Origin of the sequence: Rhodococcus tukisamuensis NBRC 100609 (assembly GCF_001894985.1) — a bacterium.
Lineage (GTDB): Bacteria > Actinomycetota > Actinomycetes > Mycobacteriales > Mycobacteriaceae > Rhodococcus_G > Rhodococcus_G tukisamuensis.
The window spans coordinates 202,219-224,902 of sequence record NZ_BCXG01000004.1; the positions used below are offsets into that span (position 1 = coordinate 202,219).

The 22,684-nt window shown below is 71.0% G+C and carries 25 protein-coding genes; 17 read left to right on the top strand and 8 right to left on the bottom strand.

The genetic code is table 11. The features are described from left to right. Positions 1 to 41: 41 nt before the first annotated feature. From RT2_RS06325 to RT2_RS06335, 3 genes are all read right to left on the bottom strand, one after another. The gene (locus RT2_RS06325) at positions 42 to 1,202 is read right to left on the bottom strand and encodes a M20 family metallopeptidase (RefSeq protein WP_072843684.1); all 1,161 of its coding nucleotides are present in this window, start codon (positions 1,200 to 1,202) and stop codon (positions 42 to 44) included. After that, entirely contained in the window at positions 1,199 to 2,374 is a 1,176-nt protein-coding gene (locus tag RT2_RS06330; protein ID WP_072843685.1) for a M20 family metallopeptidase, read from the bottom strand. Before RT2_RS06330 ends, RT2_RS06325 begins: the two co-directional genes overlap by 4 nt. A gap of 61 nt (positions 2,375 to 2,435) precedes the next feature. After that, complete coding sequence (locus tag RT2_RS06335) at positions 2,436 to 3,134, bottom strand: enoyl-CoA hydratase-related protein (protein ID WP_072843686.1); 699 nt, start codon at positions 3,132 to 3,134, stop codon at positions 2,436 to 2,438. 53 nt (positions 3,135 to 3,187) lie between these two features. On the opposite strand from RT2_RS06335, the gene RT2_RS06340 reads away from it, so the two are divergent. The 3 genes from RT2_RS06340 to RT2_RS25750 are packed head-to-tail and all read left to right on the top strand — an operon-like array spanning position 3,188 to position 6,154. Further along, entirely contained in the window at positions 3,188 to 3,973 is a 786-nt protein-coding gene (locus tag RT2_RS06340) for a purine-nucleoside phosphorylase (RefSeq protein WP_072843687.1), read from the top strand. Further along, the gene (locus RT2_RS06345; RefSeq protein WP_255312515.1) at positions 3,970 to 5,493 is read left to right on the top strand and encodes a phospho-sugar mutase; all 1,524 of its coding nucleotides are present in this window, start codon (positions 3,970 to 3,972) and stop codon (positions 5,491 to 5,493) included. Before RT2_RS06340 ends, RT2_RS06345 begins: the two co-directional genes overlap by 4 nt. Positions 5,494 to 5,515: 22 nt before the next feature. After that, positions 5,516 to 6,154 (top strand): hypothetical protein, encoded by a 639-nt coding sequence (locus RT2_RS25750; protein ID WP_169888177.1) that lies wholly within the window; start codon positions 5,516 to 5,518, stop codon positions 6,152 to 6,154. Between the two features lie 13 nt (positions 6,155 to 6,167). On the opposite strand, the gene upp is transcribed toward RT2_RS25750, so the two are convergent. Continuing rightward, entirely contained in the window at positions 6,168 to 6,797 is a 630-nt protein-coding gene (gene upp / locus RT2_RS06355; RefSeq protein ID WP_072843689.1) for a uracil phosphoribosyltransferase, read from the bottom strand. Between the two features lie 93 nt (positions 6,798 to 6,890). Here upp and RT2_RS06360 point away from each other — a divergent pair, with 93 nt between their 5' ends. From RT2_RS06360 to RT2_RS06380, 5 genes are read left to right on the top strand one after another with little or no spacing between them, the layout of a single operon-like run. Then, a complete protein-coding gene (locus RT2_RS06360; RefSeq protein WP_072843690.1) occupies positions 6,891 to 7,214 on the top strand; it encodes a type VII secretion target in 324 nt (107 codons plus the stop codon). Between the two features lie 2 nt (positions 7,215 to 7,216). Then, entirely contained in the window at positions 7,217 to 8,431 is a 1,215-nt protein-coding gene (locus tag RT2_RS06365; RefSeq protein WP_072843691.1) for a C40 family peptidase, read from the top strand. Next, on the top strand, positions 8,428 to 8,817 hold the full coding sequence (locus RT2_RS06370) for a hypothetical protein (RefSeq protein ID WP_245709409.1): 390 nt from the start codon (positions 8,428 to 8,430) through the stop codon (positions 8,815 to 8,817). Before RT2_RS06365 ends, RT2_RS06370 begins: the two co-directional genes overlap by 4 nt. A 23-nt stretch (positions 8,818 to 8,840) precedes the next feature. After that, positions 8,841 to 9,116, top strand: a complete 276-nt coding sequence (locus tag RT2_RS06375) for a YbaB/EbfC family DNA-binding protein (RefSeq protein WP_139191216.1) — start codon at positions 8,841 to 8,843, stop codon at positions 9,114 to 9,116. 10 nt (positions 9,117 to 9,126) lie between these two features. Further along, positions 9,127 to 10,395 carry a SatS C-terminal domain-containing protein gene (locus tag RT2_RS06380; RefSeq protein WP_072843693.1) on the top strand — a complete coding sequence of 423 codons (1,269 nt, stop codon included), beginning with the start codon at positions 9,127 to 9,129 and terminating at the stop codon, positions 10,393 to 10,395. Positions 10,396 to 10,426: 31 nt separating this feature from the next. On the opposite strand, the gene RT2_RS06385 is transcribed toward RT2_RS06380, so the two are convergent. The 3 genes from RT2_RS06385 to RT2_RS06395 are packed head-to-tail and all read right to left on the bottom strand — an operon-like array spanning position 10,427 to position 13,223. Further along, positions 10,427 to 11,518, bottom strand: coding sequence for an adenosine deaminase (locus RT2_RS06385; protein ID WP_072843694.1), 1,092 nt, complete (start codon positions 11,516 to 11,518; stop codon positions 10,427 to 10,429). After that, the gene (locus RT2_RS06390; RefSeq protein ID WP_174556669.1) at positions 11,515 to 12,816 is read right to left on the bottom strand and encodes a thymidine phosphorylase; all 1,302 of its coding nucleotides are present in this window, start codon (positions 12,814 to 12,816) and stop codon (positions 11,515 to 11,517) included. The genes RT2_RS06385 and RT2_RS06390 overlap by 4 nt, the downstream gene beginning before the upstream one ends. Continuing rightward, positions 12,813 to 13,223 (bottom strand): cytidine deaminase, encoded by a 411-nt coding sequence (locus RT2_RS06395; RefSeq protein ID WP_072843695.1) that lies wholly within the window; start codon positions 13,221 to 13,223, stop codon positions 12,813 to 12,815. The genes RT2_RS06390 and RT2_RS06395 overlap by 4 nt, the downstream gene beginning before the upstream one ends. A gap of 265 nt (positions 13,224 to 13,488) precedes the next feature. On the opposite strand from RT2_RS06395, the gene sdhC reads away from it, so the two are divergent. The 9 genes from sdhC to RT2_RS06440 all read left to right on the top strand — a co-directional run bounded on the left by sdhC (position 13,489) and on the right by RT2_RS06440 (position 21,637). Next, positions 13,489 to 13,893, top strand: a complete 405-nt coding sequence (gene sdhC, locus RT2_RS06400; protein ID WP_072843696.1) for a succinate dehydrogenase, cytochrome b556 subunit — start codon at positions 13,489 to 13,491, stop codon at positions 13,891 to 13,893. 1 nt (position 13,894) lies between these two features. Continuing rightward, complete coding sequence (locus tag RT2_RS06405; RefSeq protein ID WP_072843697.1) at positions 13,895 to 14,332, top strand: succinate dehydrogenase hydrophobic membrane anchor subunit; 438 nt, start codon at positions 13,895 to 13,897, stop codon at positions 14,330 to 14,332. Between the two features lie 15 nt (positions 14,333 to 14,347). After that, a complete protein-coding gene (gene sdhA / locus RT2_RS06410; RefSeq protein WP_072843698.1) occupies positions 14,348 to 16,099 on the top strand; it encodes a succinate dehydrogenase flavoprotein subunit in 1,752 nt (583 codons plus the stop codon). After that, positions 16,099 to 16,872, top strand: a complete 774-nt coding sequence (locus RT2_RS06415; RefSeq protein WP_072843699.1) for a succinate dehydrogenase iron-sulfur subunit — start codon at positions 16,099 to 16,101, stop codon at positions 16,870 to 16,872. Before sdhA ends, RT2_RS06415 begins: the two co-directional genes overlap by 1 nt. A gap of 207 nt (positions 16,873 to 17,079) precedes the next feature. Continuing rightward, positions 17,080 to 17,499, top strand: a complete 420-nt coding sequence (locus RT2_RS06420; RefSeq protein ID WP_072843700.1) for a helix-turn-helix domain-containing protein — start codon at positions 17,080 to 17,082, stop codon at positions 17,497 to 17,499. A gap of 76 nt (positions 17,500 to 17,575) precedes the next feature. Further along, positions 17,576 to 18,814, top strand: coding sequence for a hypothetical protein (locus RT2_RS26115; protein WP_174556670.1), 1,239 nt, complete (start codon positions 17,576 to 17,578; stop codon positions 18,812 to 18,814). Further along, a complete protein-coding gene (locus RT2_RS06430) occupies positions 18,814 to 19,329 on the top strand; it encodes a M48 family metalloprotease (protein ID WP_072843702.1) in 516 nt (171 codons plus the stop codon). The genes RT2_RS26115 and RT2_RS06430 overlap by 1 nt, the downstream gene beginning before the upstream one ends. Beyond that, complete coding sequence (locus RT2_RS06435) at positions 19,326 to 20,333, top strand: hypothetical protein (protein ID WP_072843703.1); 1,008 nt, start codon at positions 19,326 to 19,328, stop codon at positions 20,331 to 20,333. Before RT2_RS06430 ends, RT2_RS06435 begins: the two co-directional genes overlap by 4 nt. Continuing rightward, positions 20,330 to 21,637: a D-alanyl-D-alanine carboxypeptidase family protein gene (locus RT2_RS06440; protein WP_072843704.1), complete on the top strand. Its 1,308-nt coding sequence runs from the start codon at positions 20,330 to 20,332 to the stop codon at positions 21,635 to 21,637. The genes RT2_RS06435 and RT2_RS06440 overlap by 4 nt, the downstream gene beginning before the upstream one ends. Position 21,638: 1 nt before the next feature. On the opposite strand, the gene yhjD is transcribed toward RT2_RS06440, so the two are convergent. Continuing rightward, positions 21,639 to 22,667 carry an inner membrane protein YhjD gene (yhjD, locus tag RT2_RS06445; RefSeq protein ID WP_072843705.1) on the bottom strand — a complete coding sequence of 343 codons (1,029 nt, stop codon included), beginning with the start codon at positions 22,665 to 22,667 and terminating at the stop codon, positions 21,639 to 21,641. Between the last annotated feature and the right edge of the window lie 17 nt (positions 22,668 to 22,684).

The following is a 22,684-nucleotide window of genomic DNA, read 5'->3' on the forward strand; positions in this document are numbered from 1 at the left end:
CGACCGGCCGCCGGCCCGCCCGTCTGCTCCGCCCGCCCCGCCTACCCGGCGTCGGCCAGCACCAGATTCGCCAGCACCCGAACGCCGACCGCGAGCGCGCGCTCGTCCAGGTCGAAGGTCGGCTGGTGGATGTCGAGGCAGTCACCGACCCCGGACCAGACACCGAGCCGCGCCATCGCGCCCGGCACCTCCTCGAGGTACCAGGAGAAGTCCTCGCCGCCGCCGGACTGCGGGGTGTCCGAGAGCGCGTCAGGGCCGAGCGTGGCGACCGCCTGCTCGACCATCCGCGTGGACACCACGTCGTTGACCACCGGCGGCACCCCGCGGCGGTAGTTCAGCTCGTACCGCACGCCGGTCGGCGCGAGCAGCCCGTCCACGATCTCCCGGACCATCGGCTCGAGCAGCGCCCACGTCTCGTGGTCGCCGGTCCGCACGGTGCCGACCAACCGGCCCGACCGCGGGATGGCGTTCGGCGCCTGCCCCGCGCTCACCGCGCCCCACACCATCACGGTGCCGGTGCGTGGGTCGATCCGCCGGCTCAGCAGGCCCGGCAGGCCGGTGATGACCGTGCCCAGTGCGTACACCAGGTCGGTGGTCAGGTGCGGCCGGGAGGTGTGTCCGCCCGGCGAGTCCAGCACCAGCTCGACCGTGTCCGCGGCCGAGGTGATCGCGCCGAGCCGCACCCCGACCTTGCCCGCCTCGAGACGCGGGTCGCAGTGCAGCGCAAAGATTCTGGACACACCGTCCATCGCGCCCGCGGCGATGACGTCGAGCGCGCCGCCCGGCATCACCTCCTCGGCGGGCTGGAACACCAGCCGCACCCCCACCGGCAGTTCCGGCGCCTGCGCCAGCGCGAGGCCGGCGCCCAGCAGGATGGTGGTGTGCGCGTCGTGACCGCACGCGTGCGAGACACCGGGCACCGCGGACGCGAACGGCAGTCCGGTGTCCTCCTGCATGGGCAGCGCGTCCATGTCCGCGCGCAGCGCGATCCGCGGACCGGTCTCCGGACCCAGGTCACAGGTCAGCCCGGTGCCGCCGGGCAGCACCTGCGGGGCCAGCCCGGCCGCGAGCAGTCGCGTGGCGACGAACTCCGTGGTCGCGAACTCACGGCGCGCAAGTTCCGGGTTGGCATGAATGTGCCTGCGCCACAGCGACAGGTCGGTCTCGTGTTCGGCGACCCACCGGTCGAGCCACTCGCTCACTGTCGGCCCGCCCGGCGACGCTCGACGCCCTCGAGCAGTCGCTGTCGCTGCGCCGGGTCCGAGGCCACCGCGACGGCGGTCCCAGCCAGGGCCCGTGCGCCGTCCAGGACGGCCAGATCCGCGGACGCCGTCACGCAGGCCGCCGCGAAGGCAGGCTGGTGGGTGGCGGCGCCGCCGGACTCGAGGCCGATCACCGGGTGAATGCCCGGCAGTACGTGTGTCACGTTTCCCATGTCGGTACTTCCCAACGGACGCAGCCCTTCCCACATCGGGGCCAGCGGACTGCGCCCCATCTCCTCGATCAGTTCACGGTAGGCCTGCACCATCCAGGGATCCGGCACCAGCTCGGCGTAGTCCGGTGAGACGGTGCGGATCTCGTGCGTACAGCCCGCCGCGAGCGCCCCCGCGGCGAAGCAGGCCAGCACCCGCTCGCTGAGGTTGCCCAGCGACTCGACGCTGCGGGCCCGCAAGTAGTACAGCATCTCCACGTGCGCGGGCACGATGTTCGGCGCGATGCCGCCGTCGCTGACGATGCCGTGCAACTGCTGGCCCGCATAGAGGTGCTGGCGGAGCAGCCCGACGCCCACCTGGGCGACCGTCGCCGCGTCGGCCGCGTTGCGGCCCAGTTCCGGAGCGGCCGAGGCGTGCGACTCACGACCGCTGAAGGTGACGGCGAGATCGGCCATGGCCAGGGAGGTGGCGCCGGCGATGTCCTCCGGTCCGGGGTGGACCATCATCGCCGCCCCGAGCGGGTCGAACACCCCCCGCTCGAGCATCAGCACCTTCCCACCACCGCTCTCCTCGGCCGGGGTGCCGAGCACTCGCACGGTGATGCCGAGCCGGTCCGCGAGCGGTGCGAGCGCCAGTCCCGCACCGACCGCGGACGCGGCGATGATGTTGTGCCCGCAGGCATGTCCGATCTCCGGCAGTGCGTCGTACTCGGCGCAGATCCCGATCACGAGCTCGCCGCTGCCGAAACTGGCACTGAAGGCGGTCGGCAGCCCCGCGACCCCGGACTCGACCTCGAAACCGTGCTGGGCGAGCAACTCCGCGGTCTTCGCGGCGCTGCGGTGCTCCTCGAACGCGAGCTCCGGGTCCGCGTGGATCGAATGCGACAGCGCGATCAGGTCGGTCTTCGCCGAGGCGATCGCATCGTCCACTTCCGAGTTCACACGGTCAGTCTCTCACTCTCCGCCGCCACGCCGCGCCGACGACTCGGCCGGGCCGGACGGCTCAGCCGAGCTTGAGGTTGCCTGCGTCGGTGGGAACGGCGAGCGCGGTGAGGATCGGCGCGTGGATGCCGGCCTTGATGCGCCCCAGGTTGTCCCCGCGGACGTTGGTCGACGCCGCGGCCCGGGCCACCGCTGCCGCCAGGACCCCGTCGCCCTCGACCGCCTCGTGGACGATGCCGCCGGCGACCGCGTCGGGTCCGCCGTAGCGGCGGGCGCTGGTCATGGCCTCCACCGCGGTCGCGCGCGGCAGCTGCGTGGTCATCAGCGAGTTCATGCCGATCGTGAAGCCCATGTTCAGGTTGGCCTCGGGCAGGCAGTAGAAGCCGCGGTCCGAGCGCATCACCCGCTGGTCGTGGGAGGTGGCGAGCATGGCGCCGGCGCCGAAGGCGTGGCCCTGCACGGCCGCGACCGTGGTCATCGGGAACTCGAGCAGCCGCGCGAACACGGTGTGGACCCGGTCCAGGTACCAGTGCGCCTTGTCGAGGTTCCCGAACAGCCAGTCGGTGTCGAGACCGTTGGTGAAGAACTTGCCGGTGGCGGTGGTGACCAACGCCGCGGGACCCTCGTGGGCCTCGACCTCGTCGAGGCGGGCGTGCACGGCGTCGATCCAGTCGGGGTGGAAACGGTTCTCGCTGTCGGTCTGACCTGCGTTGCCGAGGTACAGGATGAAGACGTCACCGTCGCGCTCGAGATAAGGCATGGCCGAATACTACCTACGGGTAACTTCCCGTGTCGTCAGTACTGTGTCCGGTCATGGGCAATCTCGAACAGCAGGCCGCGCGCGTCATCGGCGAACGCACCGGAGCCCCGAGGCACGACATCGCGATCGTGCTCGGATCCGGCTGGCAGGAGGCCGCCGACGCGTTCGGCGAACCGGTCGCCACGGTGCCGATGGCGGAACTGCCGGGCTTCGCCGCGCCGTCCGCGGCCGGGCACACCGGCCAGATCCGCTCGGTCCGCGTCGGCGACACCCCCGTGTTGCTCCTGCTCGGGCGCACCCACGCCTACGAGGGCCACGACCTGTCCCGGGTGGTGCACCCGGTGCGCACCGCCTGCGCGGCGGGCGCGGGCACGGTGATCCTGACCAATGCCGCCGGCGGGATCCGGCCGGACCTGGAGGTCGGGCAGCCGGTGCTGATCGCCGACCACCTCAACCTGACCGGCCGGTCGCCGCTGACGGGCGCCGAGTTCGTGAACATGGTCGACGCCTACTCCCCCGGCCTACGGGCGCTGGCCCGCCGCGTCGACCCCTCCCTCACCGAGGGCGTGTACGCGGGCCTGCCCGGACCGCACTACGAGACGCCCGCCGAGATCCGGATGCTGCGCACCCTGGGTGCGGACCTGGTCGGCATGTCGACGGTCCACGAGACGATCGCCGCCCGCGCGGTCGGCGCCCGGGTGCTGGGCCTGTCCCTGGTGACCAACATGGCCGCCGGGATCACCGGCCAACCGCCCGACCACACCGAGGTGCTCGCGGCGGGCGCCGCCTCAGCGGCGGCGGTCGGCGCCCTGCTGCGATCCGTGGTGGCCGCACTGTGACCGACGAGGCCGCACCGACCGACGAGGCCCCGCTGGCCTTCGGCACCGCCGGGCTGCGCGGCCCGCTGCGCCCCGGGCCCGGTGGGATGAACGTCGAGACCGTCACCCGCACCACCGCCGGCCTGGCCGCATGGCTGCAGGGCCGCTGCCTCGGCGGCAGCGTCGTGGTGGTCGGGCGCGATGCCCGCCACGGGTCCGCGGAGTTCGCAGAGGCCGCGGCGGAGGTGCTCGCGGCTGCCGACTTCTCCGTGGTCCTGCTGCCCCGGCCGCTGCCCACACCGGTGCTGGCCTTCGCGGTCCGTCGCCTCGGCGCGCAGGCCGGGGTGCAGATCACGGCGTCGCACAACCCGGCGACCGACAACGGGTACAAGGTGTACCTCGGCGGCGGGGCGCAACTGGTCTCGCCGGCCGACCGGGAGATCGAGGGCGCCGTCGCGTCGATCGGTCCCGCTTCGGAGGTGCCTCGCCTGCCGGTCGAACCCGCCGACGACGCGCTGCTCACCGAGTATCTCGCCCGGGTGGCGTCGCTCCCCCGCGGCACGGCGCGACGACTGCGAATCGCCCTGACGCCGTTGCACGGGGTGGGCGGCGAGACCGTGGTCGCCGCGCTCACCGCGGCCGGATACACCGACCTGCACACCGTCACAGAACAATTCGAGCCGGACCCGGACTTCCCCACCGTCGACTTCCCGAACCCCGAGGAACCGGGGGCCACCGATGCGCTGCTCGCACTGGCGGAGCGGGTGGACGCGGACCTCGCGATCGCGCTCGACCCCGACGCCGACAGGTGTGCGGTCGGCGTGCCCGGGCCCGACGGCTGGCGGATGCTCTCCGGCGACGAGACCGGCGCCCTGCTGGGCCAGTACCTGATCGGCGTGCAGGACCCCGGCTCGAACCCCCTCGTCGCCACCACCATCGTGTCGTCTCAACTGCTGTCGAAGATCGCGGCGGCCCACGGCGCTCGGTTCGCGCAGACGTTGACCGGGTTCAAGTGGCTGGTGCGCTCGGGGCCAGGCCTGGTGTACGCCTACGAGGAGGCGATCGGGCACTGCGTCGACCCCGACGCGGTGCGCGACAAGGACGGCATCTCCGCGGCGGTGGTCGTCGCCGACATCGCGGCCGGCTGGAAGGTCCAGGGCCACACCCTGCTCGACAGGCTGGACGCACTCGCCGTGCAGTTCGGGGTGCACGCCACCGCGGCGGTCTCGCACCGGGTCGAGCGGCTCGAAGAGATCACCGCGATGATGGAGCGATTCCGGGCGGCACCACCGACCGAACTGGCCGGCGACGCGGTGACCGCCGACGACCTCCTCGACCGGCGGGGCCAGGCGCGGACCGACGCGGTGGTGCTGCAGGGCAGCCGCACCCGAATGGTGGTGCGCCCGTCGGGAACCGAGCCGAAGGTCAAGTGCTATCTCGAGGTCGTCGAAGCGGTCTCGAACCACGCCGACCTGCCGCGCGGCCGCGCCGGCGCCGCCGCCCGCCTGCGTGCGCTGACCGAAGTCGCCCTCGGGTTGTGACTGGTCCCTACACTTCGTGGCGATGAACGAGGACCCGATGCTGCTCGACGCGGCAGTGCACCCCGACCCCCCGCATCCGCCCGCGCCCCGGCATCACAAGGCGCCGATGCTGATCGCGGCGTTCGCCGTGGGCCTGCTCGCGGCGGCCGGGATCGTCGCGGCAGCCATGATCTGGATGCCCGCCCCGGAGCGGGCCACCGTCGCGGTTTCCCCGGTCGTCGCCGCACCGCCGAGCACCGTCTACATCACGGTGCCCGCGGCTCCCCTGCCGCCGGCACCTCCGGCCGAGCCCCCGGCGCCGGCCGTCGACGCACAGCCCGCCCCGGCCCTCGCGGCACCCACGGTGGACGGCACCGACGCGCAGGGCTTCCTCGGGTCCGCGGCCGCCAGTTGCCGGTCCGGCCATCCCGCGGTGGCCGTGGTGCGGACCGAGAAGTCGCGCGCGGTGATCTGCGAGGCCGACGACGGTGGTCGCTACTACCGGGCGCTGCGACTGCGCGACGGCGCCCCGCTCGAGGTGGGCGGCGCGGCGGCCGCCGGCGACGGCTTCGTCGCGCGCACCGGCAGCTACGCCTACTTCGTGTCCCCGAACGGGCTGACCGTCAGCCGCTGGGGGAACGCCCTCTCGCAGGAGCCCGCGATCGAGTACTGGTCACGCTGAGCGGTGAAGGACCTCAGATCCAACGGGGGCCGAACTGCCGGTCCCCGGCATCGCCGAGCCCGGGGACGATGAACGCGTCCTCGTTCAGGCCCTCGTCGACGGCGGCGGCGACCAACCGGACCGGGAACCCCGAGTTCTCCAGCGCCGCAACACCCTGCGGGGCGGTGACCACGCAGACCGCGGTGATGTCGGTGGCTCCGCGGGCAACGAGCAGTTCGATGGTGTGCACCATGGAACCACCGGTGGCCAGCATCGGGTCCAGGACGTAGACCGGGATACCGGACAGGTCGTCCGGCAGCGACTCGAGGTACGGCACCGGCTCGTGGGTCTGCTCGTCGCGGGCCATGCCGACGAACCCGACCTGCGACTGCGGGATCAGCGAACTGGCCTGCTCGACCATGCCGAGTCCGGCGCGGAGCACCGGCACCAGCAGCGGCGGCTTGGCCAACCGCACCCCGCGGGTCGTCGCCACCGGGGTCTGCACGTCGAAGTCCTCGATCTCGGCGTCCCGGATGGCCTCGTAGATGAGCATCTGGGTGAGCTGACGCAGCGCGGACCGGAAGGTGGGGTTGTCGCTGCGGGCGTCACGCATCGTGGTCAACAGCGCGGCCGCCAGCGGATGATCGACGAGTTGCGTCTCCATACCGCCAACAATATGCGCCGAGGGGAACCGGTGCGGGGCAGGAAGCGTCCAACCCGGTGACAGGACACTTCATTCAGCCCGGGGGGAACCGAGATGAACGAGTTTTCGGCGACGACGGACGGCATCCGCGGCTTCGGCGCCGCGGCGGGAGCGATGGCCACACGGGTGCAGGGCGCAGCGGTGGGGGCCGCGGCGGCCGGACCGGCCCTGCTCGGTCCGGCATTCGGCCTGATCGGCGCCGACTTCGTGGCGGCCTTCGCGGCCGCGCAGGGCGGACACGTGCGCGCGCTCGGCGCGCTGGCCGGGGTCCTCGACGGCATGGGCGGCGCCGCATCGGCCACCGCCGATGCGTACGACGCAGCCGACCAGGGCGTCGCGGCCGCGCTGCGCGCCACCGGCGCCGGGCTGGAGGCCTGAGCATGCTCGGCGTCGACGTCCTGGCCCGGCCCCTGCTCGAACTGCTCGAGACCTTCGGCACCGGGGTGATGCCGCCCGACGGCCCGGCGGACGCGCTGCGGGTCGCCTCGGTGGCGCTCGACGCCGCCTACGCCGTCGCCAGTCGTGGCCTCGCCGAACTCGGCGGCGTGTGGTCGGGCGCCGCCGCGGAGGCCGCGGCGGCGAAGGCCGAGCAGACGCAGGTGCAGCAGGTGCAGCTCTCGGACCGCGGCCAGGAGATCGCCACGGTCCTCACCGCGGCGTCGCAGGACGTGAACACCGGTGTCGCCGAACTCGAGGCCGTGGTGCAGTCGTTCGTGTCGGTGACGACGGCCGCCGGTCCGGCGCTCGCCACGCCCGCCGGCCAGGTGATGATCATCGCGGCCGCGCTCGACCACCTCTCCCGCGGCCTCGCCGTGGTCGCGCGTGTGCGGGCGGAACTGACCGCACACACCGGGGCGATGACCGCGCTGACCACCCCCGAGCCGGGCGTGGACCCGGCCGATCCCGGCGCCGTCACGGCCGCGGTCCGGCCGTCCGGCGCCGGCCCCACGGTGGACACCGCCGGCCTGCAGCAGCGCGGTGACGCGTTCAGCGGCTTCGGGCGCAGCTTCGCGAACGCGGCCGCCGCCCCCGGTGACGCCTACCCGGGATTCGCCGGCGGCGCCCCGATGCCCGCGAGGTCCGGTGGCCGGGTCGCCGGTCCGGGGCGCCCGGGTGCGACCGGTTCGGGTTACGGCGGCCCAGGTTTCGGCGGCTCCGATTTCAGCAGCTCTGGCAGCGGGTCCGCGGGCAGCAGCGGCGGCAGCGTCGAGGTGTTCCTGCCGGACGGCACCACGGCGATGGCCCCGAACCAGCAGGCCGCCGACGCCGTGCGCAACGCGCTGAGCCAGCAGGGGGTGCCGTACGTGTGGGGCGGCACCACCCCGGGGCAGGGTCTGGACTGCTCCGGCCTGACCCAGTGGGCATACGGCGAGGCCGGGGTGCAACTGCCCCGGCTCGCGCAGGAACAGGACATCGGGATCGCGGTCGACCAGTCCGAGCTGATGCCCGGTGACCTCGCCGTGTGGGACGGGCACGTGGCGATGGTGATCGGCGGCGGTCAGATGGTCGAGGCAGGAGACCCGGTGCAGGTCAGTTCCGTGCGTACCGAGAACATCGGCATGGGCTTCCACGGCTTCTACCGGCCCACGACGTGAGCGCCGACCAGTCGCCGGTCGCTCCGCAGCCTCCGGTCGCTCCGCAGGCTCCGCTCCTGCGGTCCGACGTCGCGACGGCGACGGCGCACAACCCGGCCGGCACCGTCACGGTGCGCTGCAGCGACCGCGGCCTGCCGCTGGAGGTACGCCTCGACCCCCGCGAACTACGGTACGGCGGCGGCCACCTCGCCGCGACCATCCTCGAGGTCGGCCGCCTCGCCACCGCCGAGGCGAGGGCCCGGCGGCGTATCGAACTCGCCGACGCCGGCGTGCCCCCCGACGTCCTCGACGCCCTCGGCCTGCCCACCCGCGCCGCACTGGCCGAGGCCGAGCGCACCGCGGACGCCGACCGGCCCGCCCCGACCAGTTGGCTGCGGCCGTTGTGAGCGGGGTCGAGATGGACCGGGTCGTGTCCGCTGCCGCCACCCGGCTCGAATCACTGGAGACGGCGCTGCACCTGCTGGGCGGCCTGCGGGCCCGGGTCACCCACGGCTCCGGCGTGGTGAGCGTCGAGGTGGACGAGAACGGCGGCATGACGGGGCTGTGGATCTCCGAGTCCCTCGACCGAGTCGACGCCACTGACCTGGGCCGGGCCGTCACGGAGACCGCTGCCAGCGCCGCGGATGTGGTCTCCACGCAACGAGATCGGATCCTGGCATCGCTTCACGACGTGTTCACCTACTAGGCTTCCCGCCATGGCAGGAGACATCGTCCCGATCCAGCTCGGTCTGACCGACGGAGACCTCGTTACTCTGTGGGCTCCGCGCTGGCGGGAGGGCGACGACGAGTGGGAAGCGTTCCTCGGTCACGAGGAGAACCTCTACGCGTTCGAGTCGGCCGCCGAACTCGCCGCGTTCGTCCGCGGCAACTCGGAGCACGACCTGGTCGAGCATCCGTCGTGGGCGACGGTCGTCGCGCTCTCCGCCGCCGAACTCGAGCCGGACGAGGCGAACGTCTACGACCTGATCGGGGCGCCGGAACTGGCGGCCGAGGATCCGGACCCGGACGTCCTGACCAAGCTCGCGGAGACCCTCGAGATGGCCCAGAGCCTCGGGGACGTCTGCGACCTCGACGTCGTCACCCGGTTCTTCAGCTCGCACCCCCTCCTCGGTGCGCTGCCGGGCGCGCCCGGCACGTTCGAGGACCGTGAGGGCGAGCAGCTGTGGGCGAAGGTCGGCGCCGCCCTGGCCGACGGCTGGGACGACGTGCTGGACGCGATCGACGCCGTGGTCGCCACGCCGGCGGTCGACGCAGCCGCGGTCGCGGAGGCCGAGGCAGAGATCCTGGCCGCCGAGGAGAACACCGTCGACGCCGACGACGCGGCGGGCGACGACGAGTCCGACGAGGACCTCGAGTTCATGACGCTCGACCTCGACGACGACACCACGGATCCGATTGCCCTTGCGGCGGCAGAGGAAACGTTCTGGACTTCGGTCGGCATCGACCCGATCAAGATCATCACCGCCGCGGAGACCTACTACACCCTGCGCTGCTATCTCGGCGACGAGCCGGTCTTCCTCGGCCGGGCCGGGCGGATCCAGGTGTTCACCTCGGAGCGCGCACTGGCCCGGTACCTCGCCGACAACCACGACCACGACCTCGCGAGGGTGAGCACCTACTCGGACGTGCAGGCCGCGGCCGTCGACGGCGCACTCGAGGTCGAGGTGACCGACGAGAACATCTACGTGCTCCCCGGCCTGGTCGACGACCTGGCCGCGGGTCCGCAGGCCGTGGACGTCGACCAGCTCGACCTGGCGGTCGAGTTGTTCACCGACGCCGCGGAGTACGCGAAGGACCCGAGCACCGAGGCTGCGCTCGCCGCCTCCACCCCGTTGGGCTGGTACGTCTCGTACACCCTCAACCCGGACCCCACCCGGCTGGCGCCGTCCGCGCCGTACCACGCGGAGTCCGAGGCCTGGCGCGCCCTCGAGCGCGAGTTCGAGGCCCGGCTGCGCACCGACTGACCGGCCGATCGGCGGCCGGCCTCGACACCGGTCAGCCGATCAGCACCGCGTAGCCCGGCTTGACCACCTCGTCGATCAGCCGCAGCCGGTCCGGGAACGGGATGAACGCCGACTTGATGGCGTTGATGGTGAACCGTTCCAGGTCGGACCATCCGTAGCCGAACGTCTGGACCAGCTTGAGCATCTCCTCGCTCATGCTGGTCGCGCTCATCAACCGGTTGTCGGTGTTGACGGTGACCCGGAAGCGCAGCCGGGCCAGCAGGTCGAACGGGTGCTTCTCGAGACTCGCCACCGCCCCGGTCTGGACGTTCGAACTCGGGCACAGTTCCAGCGGAATCCTCTTGTCCCGCACGTAGTTCGCGAGCCGACCCAGGCTCGCGGCGCCGTCCGACGAGACCGTGATGTCGTCGGTGATCCGCACCCCGTGACCGAGCCGGTCCGCGCCGCAGAACGCGATGGCCTCGTGAATCGACGGCAGCCCGAACGCCTCACCCGCGTGAATTGTGAAGTGCGCGTTGTTCGCCCGCATGTGCTCGAATGCGTCGAGGTGCCGGCTCGGCGGGTGCCCGGCCTCGGCGCCCGCGATGTCGAATCCCACCACGCCGCGGTCCCGGAACCGCACCGCCAACTCCGCGATCTCCCGGGACCGGGCCGCGTGCCGCATCGCGGTGAGCAGGCACCCGATCCGGATCTCCTTGCCGAGGTCCCGGGCCATCGCGACGCCCTCGTCGAAGCCCGTCAGGGTGTGGTGCACCACCTCGTCGAGGGTGAGTCCCCGCTCGAGGTGCTGCTCCGGCGCGAACCGGACCTCCGCGTAGACCACCGAGTCCGCGGCCAGGTCGAGCGCGCACTCCCGCGCCACCCGCGCCAGACCCGCCGGGGTCTGCATGACCGCGACGGTGTGCTCGAAGGTCTCCAGGTAGCGCACGAGCGAACCGCTGCCCGCGGCGTCGGCGAACCACCCGGCGAGGCTCGCGGCGTCGTCCGCCGGCAGACCGTCGTACCCGCAGTCGTGCGCGAGTTCGAGCACAGTCGCCGGACGCAGCCCGCCGTCGAGGTGATCGTGCAGCAGTGCCTTCGGCGCCGTGCGCAGTGAGGGAAGGTCGAGCGGAAAGGTGCTCATGACCCGACGCTAGCGCGCTCGGGTCCGATCCGTTCGATGACCAGTGGCGCCGGAACGTACGTGTCGCCGACCGAGCAGGCCCCGTCCAACGCGGTGCGCGCGGCCCCGAACCGTGACGGATCGTCGGTGTACAGGGTCAACAGCGGCTGCCCCACCCGCACCGGGTCGCCCGGCCGGACGTGCCAGCGCACGCCGGCGCCGGCCTGCACGGGTTCGCCCTGACGCAGCCGGCCTGCCCCGAGCAGCCGGGCCGCGATCCCGACGGCCATCGCATCCAGCCCGGTCACGACGCCGGAGCAGGTCGCGGACACCACCTCGCTCTCCCGTGCACGCGGCAGCGGCGCGGCCGGGTCGCCGCCCTGGGCCCGCACCATCGCCCGCCAGCGGTCCATCGCCCGCCCGTCGAGCAGCGCCGCCGCCGGGTCGGCCGCATGCAGGCCGGCCGCGGCGAGCATCTCCTCGGCCAGGGTCAGGGTCAGCTCCACCACGTCGGACGGCCCGCCGCCCGCGAGCACCTCCACCGACTCGGCCACCTCGAGCGCGTTGCCCGCGGTGTACCCGAGCGGGTTGTCCATCGCGGTGAGCAGCGCAACGGTGCGCATCCCGGCGTCCACGCCGAGCTCGACCATCACGGTGGCGAGTTCCCGGGCCCCCGCCAGCGTCTTCATGAAGGCTCCCGCCCCCACCTTCACGTCCAGGACCAGCGCCCCGGCACCCTCGGCGATCTTCTTGCTCATGATCGAGCTGGCCAGCAGCGGGACGGACTCGACGGTGCCGGTGACGTCGCGCAGCGCGTAGAGCTTCCGGTCCGCGGGCGCCAGGCCCTCCCCGGCGGCGCAGACTACGGCCCCGACCTCGGGATTCGCGAGAATTTCGAGGATCTCCCCGCCCGTCAGCTCGGCCCGCCAGCCGGGGATCGACTCGAGCTTGTCGAGCGTGCCACCGGTGTGGCCGAGGCCCCGGCCGGAGAGTTGCGGCACCGCGGCGCCACAGGCGGCTACCAACGGGGCGAGCGGCAGGGTGATCTTGTCCCCCACTCCGCCGGTGGAGTGTTTGTCGACGGTGGGCAAGGACAGCGAGGACAGGTCCATCCGCCGTCCGGAGGCGATCATGGCCGCAGTCCAGCGGGCGGTCTCGGCACGGGACAGCCCACGGAAGACGATGGCCATGGCCAGGGCCGACATCTGCTCGTCCGCGACCTCGCCGCGGGTGTAGGCGTCGATCAGCCAGTCGATCTGCCGGTCGGTGAGCTCGCGGCCGTCGCGTTTGGCGGTGATGACCGAGATCGCGTCGATCACGACTGCGGCCCCCGTACCCGGCCGAGGTCCTCCGGGCCGAACGCCGAGGGCAGCAGATCCGCGAGAGATACAGCGCCCGTGGGGGTGTCGACCAACAGCGCGGATCCGCCGTGCTCGAGCAGCAACTGCCGGCACCTGCCGCACGGCATCAGGATGTGGCCCGAGGCGTCCCGGCAGGTGAACGCCCGTAGCCGTCCGCCACCGGTAGTGTGCAAGTTACTGACGAGTCCACATTCGGCGCACAGGCTCAGGCCGTATGAGACATTTTCCACATTGCACCCGACCACAATTCGGCCGTCGTCGACCAGTGCCGCCGCCCCCACCGGGAACCGCGAATAGGGCGCATAGGCACCCCCCATCGCCTGATCCGCCTTGTACCGCAACGCATTCCAGTCGATTTCCGTCACGGTTGACCATCCTGGCACGCCAACTGAATGGATGCAGAAGATCGCCCGGGCGGCCCCAGAACCTTCGGGCAGGCAAACCTAAGATGCGTCCGATTCGCTCGTACGAACCGCCCGTCAAATTAGTTCCCACATTGGCAGAGGATTACAGTGCAGGGAGTCGGTTCAGGTTCTCGTCGCGCCAAGGCTGAAAACTCCAGGGTCGTCCCCAGAAACAGCCACTAGGGGTGCGACGCGTCCATCAATGACGTTGGAGGCACAGCACTCGATGAGTAGCACGACTGAAGCCGCTCCGGCAAAGGAGCGCACACGGTCGCTATACCGGGGCGACCCCGGAATGTGGTCTTGGGTTCTACACCGGATCACGGGCGTCGCGACATTCTTCTTTCTCTTTGTCCACGTGCTCGACACCGCGCTGGTGCGAGTCAATCCGGACACCTACGACAAGGTCATCGAGACCTACAAGAACCCGCTCGTCGGGCTCATGGAGCTCGCCCTGGTCGCGATGGTGCTCTACCACGCGCTCAACGGCGTCCGCGTGATGCTCGTCGACTTCTGGTCGAAGGGTCCGCAGTACCAGCGCCCGATGCTCTGGATCATCATCGCGATCTGGTTCGTGGTCATGATTCCCGGCGCGGCGCGCATCTTCTACAACATGTTTGCGGGGCACTGACATGACTGAAGCCAAATCACTCGGCACGTCCTACGACCGTCCCGCCAGCCTGGACAGCCCGCGCTCGCCGCGTCGCGAGTCCAAGAACAACTTCGAGCTCTACGCCTGGTTGTTCATGCGCCTGTCCGGTCTCGCGCTGATCGTGCTGGTCCTCGGCCACCTGTTCATCATGCTGATGGTCGACGAGGGTGTGCACCGGATCAACTTCGCGTTCGTGGCCGGCCGCTGGTCCAGCCCGTTCTGGCAGATGTGGGACCTGTCCATGCTCTGGCTCGCCCAGCTGCACGGCGGTAACGGACTGCGCACGGTGATCGCGGACTACTCGCGCAAGGACTCGACGCGCTTCTGGCTGAACACGATCCTTGTGGTGTCCATGATCCTGATCATGGCTCTCGGCACCTACGTCATCTTCACCTTCGACCCCAACATCACGGCCTAGGGGAGCAGAAACTTCATGCAGGAACATCGTTACGACGTCGTCATCGTCGGCGCCGGCGGCGCCGGGATGCGCGCAGCCATCGAGTCCGGCCCCCGCGCCCGCACCGCGGTCCTGACCAAGCTCTACCCCACCCGTAGCCACACCGGCGCGGCCCAGGGCGGCATGTGCGCCGCACTGGCGAACGTGGAGGAAGACAACTGGGAGTGGCACACCTTCGACACCGTCAAGGGCGGCGACTACCTCGCCGACCAGGACGCCGTCGAGATCATGGCCAAGGAGGCCATCGACGCGGTGCTGGACCTGGAGAAGATGGGTCTTCCCTTCAACCGCACCCCCGAGGGCAAGATCGACCAGCGTCGTTTCGGTGGTCACACCCGCGACCACGGCAAGGCCCCGGTCCGCCGGGCCTGCTACGCCGCGGACCGCACCGGTCACATGATCCTGCAGACGCTCTACCAGAACTGCGTCAAGCACGACGTCGAGTTCTTCAACGAGTTCTACGCCCTCGACCTGGCGCTGACCGAGACCGAGGACGGCCCGGTCGCGACCGGTGTCATCGCCTACGAGCTCTCCACCGGCGAGATCCACGTCTTCCACGCGAAGTCCATCGTGTTCGCCACCGGCGGCTCGGGCCGGATGTACAAGACGACGTCCAACGCCCACACCCTCACCGGCGACGGCATGGGCATCATCTTCCGCAAGGGCCTGCCCCTGGAGGACATGGAGTTCCACCAGTTCCACCCGACAGGACTCGCCGGCCTCGGCATCCTGATCTCGGAGGCCGTGCGCGGCGAGGGCGGCATCCTCCGCAACGCCGACGGCGAGCGGTTCATGGAGCGCTACGCCCCCACCATCAAGGACCTCGCGCCCCGCGACATCGTGGCTCGGTCCATGGTGCTCGAGGTGCTCGAGGGCCGCGGCGCCGGCCCGAACAAGGACTACGTCTACATCGACGTGACCCACCTCGGCGAGGAGGTGCTCGAGGAGAAGCTCCCCGACATCACCGAGTTCGCGCGTACCTACCTGGGTGTCGACCCGGTCACCGAGCTGGTCCCCGTGTACCCCACCTGCCACTACGTGATGGGCGGCATCCCCACCAAGATCCGCGGTGAGGTGCTGCGCAACAACGAGGACATCGTCCCCGGCCTGTACGCCGCCGGCGAGTGCGCCTGCGTCTCCGTGCACGGCGCGAACCGTCTCGGCACCAACTCGCTGCTCGACATCAACGTCTTCGGTCGCCGCGCCGGCATCGCCGCCGCGGAGCACGCCGAGAACACCGACTTCGTGCCGCTGCCGGAGAACCCGGCGAAGATGGTCGAGGAGTGGCTCGAGGTCATCCTCTCCGACCACGGTCACGAGCGCGTCGCGGACATCCGCACCGAGCTGCAGCAGACCATGGACAACAACGCGTCCGTGTTCCGCACCGAGACCACGCTGACCAACGCGCTCAAGGACGTCCGCGCCCTCAAGGAGCGGTACAACCACATCACCGTGCAGGACAAGGGCAAGCGCTACAACAGCGACCTGCTCGAGGCCGTCGAGCTCGGCTTCCTGCTGGAGATGGCCGAGGTCACGGTCGTCGGCGCGCTCAACCGCAAGGAATCGCGTGGCGGCCATGCCCGCGAGGACTTCCCGGATCGCAACGACGCCGAGTACATGCAGCACACGATGGCATACAAGGAGGGCGACGGCCTGCTCTCCGACATCCGTCTCGACTACAAGCCGGTAGTCCAGACCCGCTACGAGCCGATGGAGCGTAAGTACTGATGTCCGCACCCGTTGTAGACAAAGACGCACCCGCCCTGCCGCCCGTGCCCGAGGGCGCCGTCATGGTCACCCTCAAGATCGCCCGGTTCAACCCGGAGGACGGCGAGGGCCAGCGCTGGGAGAGCTTCCAGGTCCCGGCCCTGCCGACCGACCGCATGCTGAACCTGCTGCTGTACGTGAAGGGCTACCTGGACGGCACCCTGACGTTCCGTCGCTCCTGCGCACACGGCGTGTGCGGCTCGGACGCGATGCGGATCAACGGTGTCAACCGCCTGGCCTGCAAGATCCTGATGAAGGACATGCTGCCCAAGGACGGCAAGCCGGTCACCATCACCATCGAGCCGATCAAGGGTCTGCCGGTGGAGAAGGACCTGGTGGTCGACATGGAGCCGTTCTTCGACGCGTTCCGCGCCGTGAAGCCGTTCCTCATGACCACCGGAAACGAGCCGACCCGCGAGCGGATCCAGTCGCAGGCCGACCGCGCCCGGTTCGACGACACCACCAAGTGCATCCTGTGCGCGTGCTGCACCACCTCGTGCCCGGTGTACTGGAGCGACGGAAGCTACTTCGGCCCGGCCGCGATCGTGAACGCACACCGGTTCATCTTCGACAGCCGTGACGAGGGCGCCGCCGAGCGTCTGGACATCCTGAACGACAAGGAAGGCGTGTGGCGCTGCCGCACGACCTTCAACTGCACCGACGCGTGCCCCCGCGGCATCCAGGTGACGAAGGCGATCCAGGAAGTCAAGCGCGCGCTGCTCTTCGCGCGGTAGCGAAGCGGCAAGCCGCGAACTACGGCACCGCGTGCGGTAGTTCGAATCTCAACATCTGGTATGTAACAAGAAAAGGCACGGTTCTCATGTAACGAGAACCGTGCCTTTTCCGATGTCCAGTCGGCTACCAATCGGTTACCCTTATATGTACGAACGATGCGCCCTCGGTCAGAGGTCGCACTCACGAAGGGACCGGGGACCACGGCAATGGAGTCAGACTTCGCATCTCGACTGAACAAACTCTTCGAGACCGTGCACCCGGCCGGACGGAAACCGCACACAAACACCGAGGTTGCCGAGTCACTCAATGCGGCCGGGCATCGAATTTCGAAGCCATACATCTCGCAGCTGCGCAACGGCCAGCGGACCAACCCGTCACCGGAGACGGTCGCGGCGCTCGCGCAGTTCTTCAAGGTCAAGTCCGACTACTTCTTCGACGACATCTACGCAGCGCGCATCGACCACGACTTGGAATTGCTTGCGCAGCTTCGGGGTTACGGACTGCGCCGGCTCTCGGCCCGGGCATTCGACCTGTCCTCCGAGTCCCAGGAACTACTGACCGCGATGGCCGAGAAGCTCCGGCGCAGCGAGGGCCTACCGGCCACTCCCCCGGACTCCACCGAATAGCCGAAGGGGCCGGGTGCATCGCACCCGGCCCCTTTCGCGTACGGTGTTCGAGAATTTGCGATGGGGGATTGAAATCGTGACGACGAGACGCCGTGGTCGGGCTGCCCGACGCGCATTTGCCGTCGGCCTGCTCGTGTCCACCACCGTGGTCCTGCCGGCGTTCGTGATTGCGCAGTCCGCCGCAGCGCCGGCGTACTCCGACGGGGCGGCCGTCGAGGTCAGCAAATCCGGAGACAAACACGGCGGCGGACGGCCCGACTGCGGCTGGCCTGGCGACCACGACGACCACGATCACGACGACCACGATCACGACGACGACCGCGACGACGACCGCGACGACGACCGCGACGACGACCGCGACGACGATCACGATCGCCGCCACCACCACCACCACGATCACTGCGGTGGCGGCAATCCGACCACCTCGGTCAGGCCCACTACGACGGTCCCGCCGACCACCACCGTCGTGCCGACCACGTCGGTCGCGCCCACCACCACGGTCGCACCCACCACCACCACGGTCGCACCCACCACGTCAGTCGCACCCACCACCACCACGGTCGCGCCCACCACGTCAGTCGCGCCCACCACGTCAGTCGCGCCCACCACTTCGGCGGCAAAGCCTACGACCTCCGCCAAGCCGACCACCTCGGTCAAGCCCACGTCGTCGGCCAGGCCCACGACCTCCGCCAAGCCGACCACCTCGGTCAAGCCCACGTCGTCGGCCAGGCCCACGACCTCCGCCAAGCCGACCACCTCGGCCAAGCCGACCACCTCGGCCAAGCCCACGACCTCCACCAAGCCCTCTGCCGGCAACCCTGCCAGTCCGCCCGACAAGACCGAGGCGCCCGACAAGACCGAGGCGCCGGCCGTGCCCGGCGACGATGCGGGGCAGAGCGGCCCGGGCCAGGACCCGCCGTCGCCGGACGGGCACCCCGAGACGGCGCCCGACGCTCAGTCACCGGCCGACCCACGGCCCGACGCACCGCAGCCCGATGGCTCACGGCCCGACGACCCGGCGTCTGAAACCCGTCCCGCGGACGTCCGACTCGAAGCGCTCACCGCACGTCTCGGCACCGCGCCGTCGTCCATCTCGTCGGCCGTCGCGCCGCACCAGGCCGGCACCACCGAGGCCGATGCGACGGAGCTCTCCGCGGCTCCCGCCCTGCCCCGTGGTGACGTCGGCGCGGCCACCGCAGGCGTCAGCGCCGTGCTGGTCGCCGCGGGCGGCACCGGTTTCGCCAGCTTCCGCAGTGCCCGGGCCACCCGCACCCGCCTCAACCTGGCCCGCGCCGAGTTCCTGGATCCACTCTGATGCCCGGAACCGAGTCGGGAAGCCGCCCGATCCGCTCGCACCGCCGCGTCTTCGCGGCGGTCGACGCCGTCCTCGACATGGCCGCACAAACCCACGCGGTGACCATCGAGGACATCGCCGCCGCGCTCGCCGAGACCAGGCGCCGTCCCATCCAGATCGAGTTCGCGGACCTCGGCCCGGGCGTCTGGGGGCAGCGTCGCGAATTCTCGGACCGCGACGAGATCGTGCTCGCCCGCAGCCTGCCCAGCGTCGAGCGCACCCTCGCACACGAGATCGGTCACATCGTCTTCCGCCACCCCGGTGCCGAGACCGCGGAGACCACCCTCGCCGCGGACGACGACCTGATCGCGTACATGCTCAGCCAGCGGGCCGCGGCGTCCGCCGACCTCTCGCACGAGGCGCTGCACGAGTGGGAGGCCGAGGCCTTCGCCGCGCGACTGCTCCAGCGGCTCGGGCACTTCGAGCAGGACCAGAACTGGCGTCCGTTGCTCTGCTACGACGAGGCCCTCGGATGATCACCTGGGTCATCGCGCTGATCTGCTCCGCGGCCGTCGGCGCGCGAATCGGTCGACTCACCGTCCGCCCGCCGTCCCTGGCCCGGGTGTCCATTGCGCTGTCGGCGATCGCGGTCACGGTTGCCGCGACGGTGCGCACCCCCACGATGATCGACATGCTGGACTCCGCGGGTCTCGGTACCGCCGAGACCACGTTCACGGTGGCCTGGATCGTCTTCGCCACCGCGACGGCGCTGATCGCCGCCGTCTCCCTGCCCCGGGTGAGCGCCTGGCCGCAGTGGCTGCCCTCGGCCGGCGCCGTCGTCACGGGGCTCGCGGTGACGGCCGTCGAGTTGCTCGATGCGGGTCACAGCATGGTGACGGACCTGTACCTGGCCGCGACCATGCTGTTCGCGGTGGGCGCCGGCGCTCGGCAGTGTCGGTGGAACCCGCTGGGCCGCGCGATCGGCCTGTTCTGCGCCGGCTCCCTCGTCGTCGCCGCGGCGAGCCTGCGGGCCATGGTGGCCGGGCCGTCGCAGGTCCTGGAACTCTCCAACCCGTGGTGGTCGGTCGCGATCGTCCTGATCAGCGCCGGCTGCTCGTCGGTGATGGTGGAGGCCTGGTTCCGGGCCAAGTCGGACCTGCGCCGCACGTTCGGCCTGTGGTCGATGCTGACCACCGCGCATCCCGAACTCCTCGACACCGACTACCGGTCCGCGACCGCGGCCCTGACCTCGAGCGACCGTATCTCGCAGATCCTCGACGGCCTCTACCTGCACGCCGGCGGCGGCCTCGTCCGGGCGGGCGACACACCCCCGCCCGCCACGCCGTCCGAGCACGCCGACGCCGTCGCACAGTGGCTGCACCGCACCGCCACCGCGGTGGAGTTGATCGACCCCGCCTGGCTCAGTACCCCGGACCACCTCAGCGACCGCGACTGGGTCGTCGCCGTCGCGACCGCCTACGCCGCCGGTCCTGTGGCCTCGGCAATCGGCACGGCATCGGATACCCTGCCTACTCGATGACTGCACGCGGACGATCCCTCGCCACGCTGATCACCGCGGCCTCGATCGCACTGATCGGCGCCCCCGCGGCGGCCCAACCGATGCCGGAGGCCCCCGGCAGCAGCACCGTTACCACGACGCCCTACGCCACGCCGAACACCGACGGCTGCCCGCACCGCAGTTCGCCGCCGCCGGCCATCGACCTCTCCGAGGTCCCGGCTCCCGGGAAGGCCGCGCCCTCGCCCCTTCCCGTCCCTGCCGACCCGGTCGGCGGCGGCCGACTCGGCGAGTGCGGCGCGCTCGCCCCCGCAGGCGCTCCCCCGCTGCCGGTCGACATCTCCGCCACCGGCTGGGTGCTCGCCGACCTCGACTCCGGCACCGTCCTCGCCGCGAAGGACCCACACGGCCGCTACCGACCGGCCAGCACCATCAAGATCCTGCTGGCACTGGTCGCCCTCGACGAGCTCGACCTGGACCGCACCGTCGTGGCCACCGAGGAGGACGCGAACACCGAGGGCAGCGCCGTCGGCCTGGGCAAGGACGGGCACTACACGAACCGGCAGCTGATGCAGGGCCTGGTGATGGCGTCCGGAAACGACGCCGCGCACGCGTTGGCCGCGCAGCTCGGCGGCGACGACGAGACCGTGGCCAAGATGAACGAGCGGGCCCGCTCGCTCGGCGCGCTGGACACCCGCGCCGCCACCCCGTCCGGGCTCGACGGCCCCGGCATGTCCAGCTCCGCCTACGACCTCGCCGTGGTCTTCCGGGCGGCCATGCGCAACAGCACCTTTGCCGATCTGATCCGCACCGAGACCGTGCCGTTCCCCGGCTTCCCGAAGGACCCGACCAAGCCGGACGACACCGAGCACCCCGGCTTCACCCTCGCCAACGACAACAAGCTGCTCTACAACTACGACGGCGCGCTCGGCGGCAAGACCGGCTACACCGACGACGCGCGGCAGACCTTCGTCGGCGGCGCCGAGCGGGACGGCAGGAAGCTCGCGGTGACGCTGATGGCCGGCGACGTCCTCCCGATCCGGCCGTGGGAGCAGGCCGTCCGCCTGCTCGACTACGGATTCGCGCTGCCCCGCGGCGCCCAGGTCGGTGTCCTGGTGGAGCCTGGCAGCGCCACTGCCTCCGGCGCGGCCCCGGTCACCGTGGCCGCCCGGCCGACGGTCTCCCAGACGGCCAGCGAGGTGTCCGCGGCCGGACCAGGCACCGCCGGGGACTCCGACATCCCACGGACCGCCGTCACGCTGGTCGGCGCGGTCCTCGTCGGGGTGCTGCTGCTCGCAGCGCACCGCCTGCAGCGTCGCCGCCGCTGACTCAGTCCCGTTCGCGACGACGGCGCAGCAGCCCACCGAGGCCGAGGGTGGCCGCGGCGCCGACCCCGACCAGCGCCACCGCCTCGGCCAGCGTCGGGCCGCTGGCCGGCGGCGCGCTCACCGCGAGGACCACGGGGTCCGGCGGCGGCACGAAGGCCAGCGCCTCGTTCTCCGACGCCGTGGCCGCCCAGGCGGTGGCCAGCAGCAGCAGCCGGGCGGTGAAGTAGATGAAGACCAGCAGGCCGATGATCGGCCCGAACGTCACCCCGGCGGGCGAGTTGGTCACCGCCTGCAGGTAGACGACACCGATCCGTTTGAACACCTCGAAGCCGACCGACGCGAACAGCGCCGCGGCCGCCGCACTGCGCACGGTCACCGGCTCCCGCGGCAGCCGGGCGATCGTCCACACGAACAGCGCCCACGTCGCCACCACCGCCAGCAGCGAGGTCAGCACCTGGACCACGACGGACACCCAGGCCACGTCGTCGATGCCCAGCCAGGTCAACACCGCCCCGGTCACGGCGCCGTCGGCGATGACCGTCAGCCCCACCGACACCGCCAGCATGCCGAACAGGCCCAACAGCTTGACCAGGTCCTTGAACTTGGTACGCACGAAGTTGGTCGCCGGGTGCCGCTGGTTCCACATGGCGCTGAGCGCCTCACGCAGGTTCGCCATCCAGCCGAGCCCGGAGTACGCGGCGACGAACAGGCCGATCACCCCGACGCGCGCGCGGGCGTCGATGGCCGCGGTGACCAACTCGTTGATCTGATCGCCCAGGTTGCCGGGCATCGCCTTGCTGATCGCGTCGTGGATCGACACCAGCCAGTCCGGGTGCTGCACCAGGATGAAACCGGCCGCCGCGAACCCCACCATCAGCAGCGGGAACAACGCGAACACGCTGAAGTAGGTGATCCCGGCGGCGAAGTAGTCGCCCTTCTGGTCCTGGTAGCGCCCGCCCGCCCGGATCAGGTGATCCAGCCACGGCCGTGCCGCCCGTTGACGCTCGAGAAAAGCCTTCACGTCCGGCACGATGTCTCAGCTTCTTC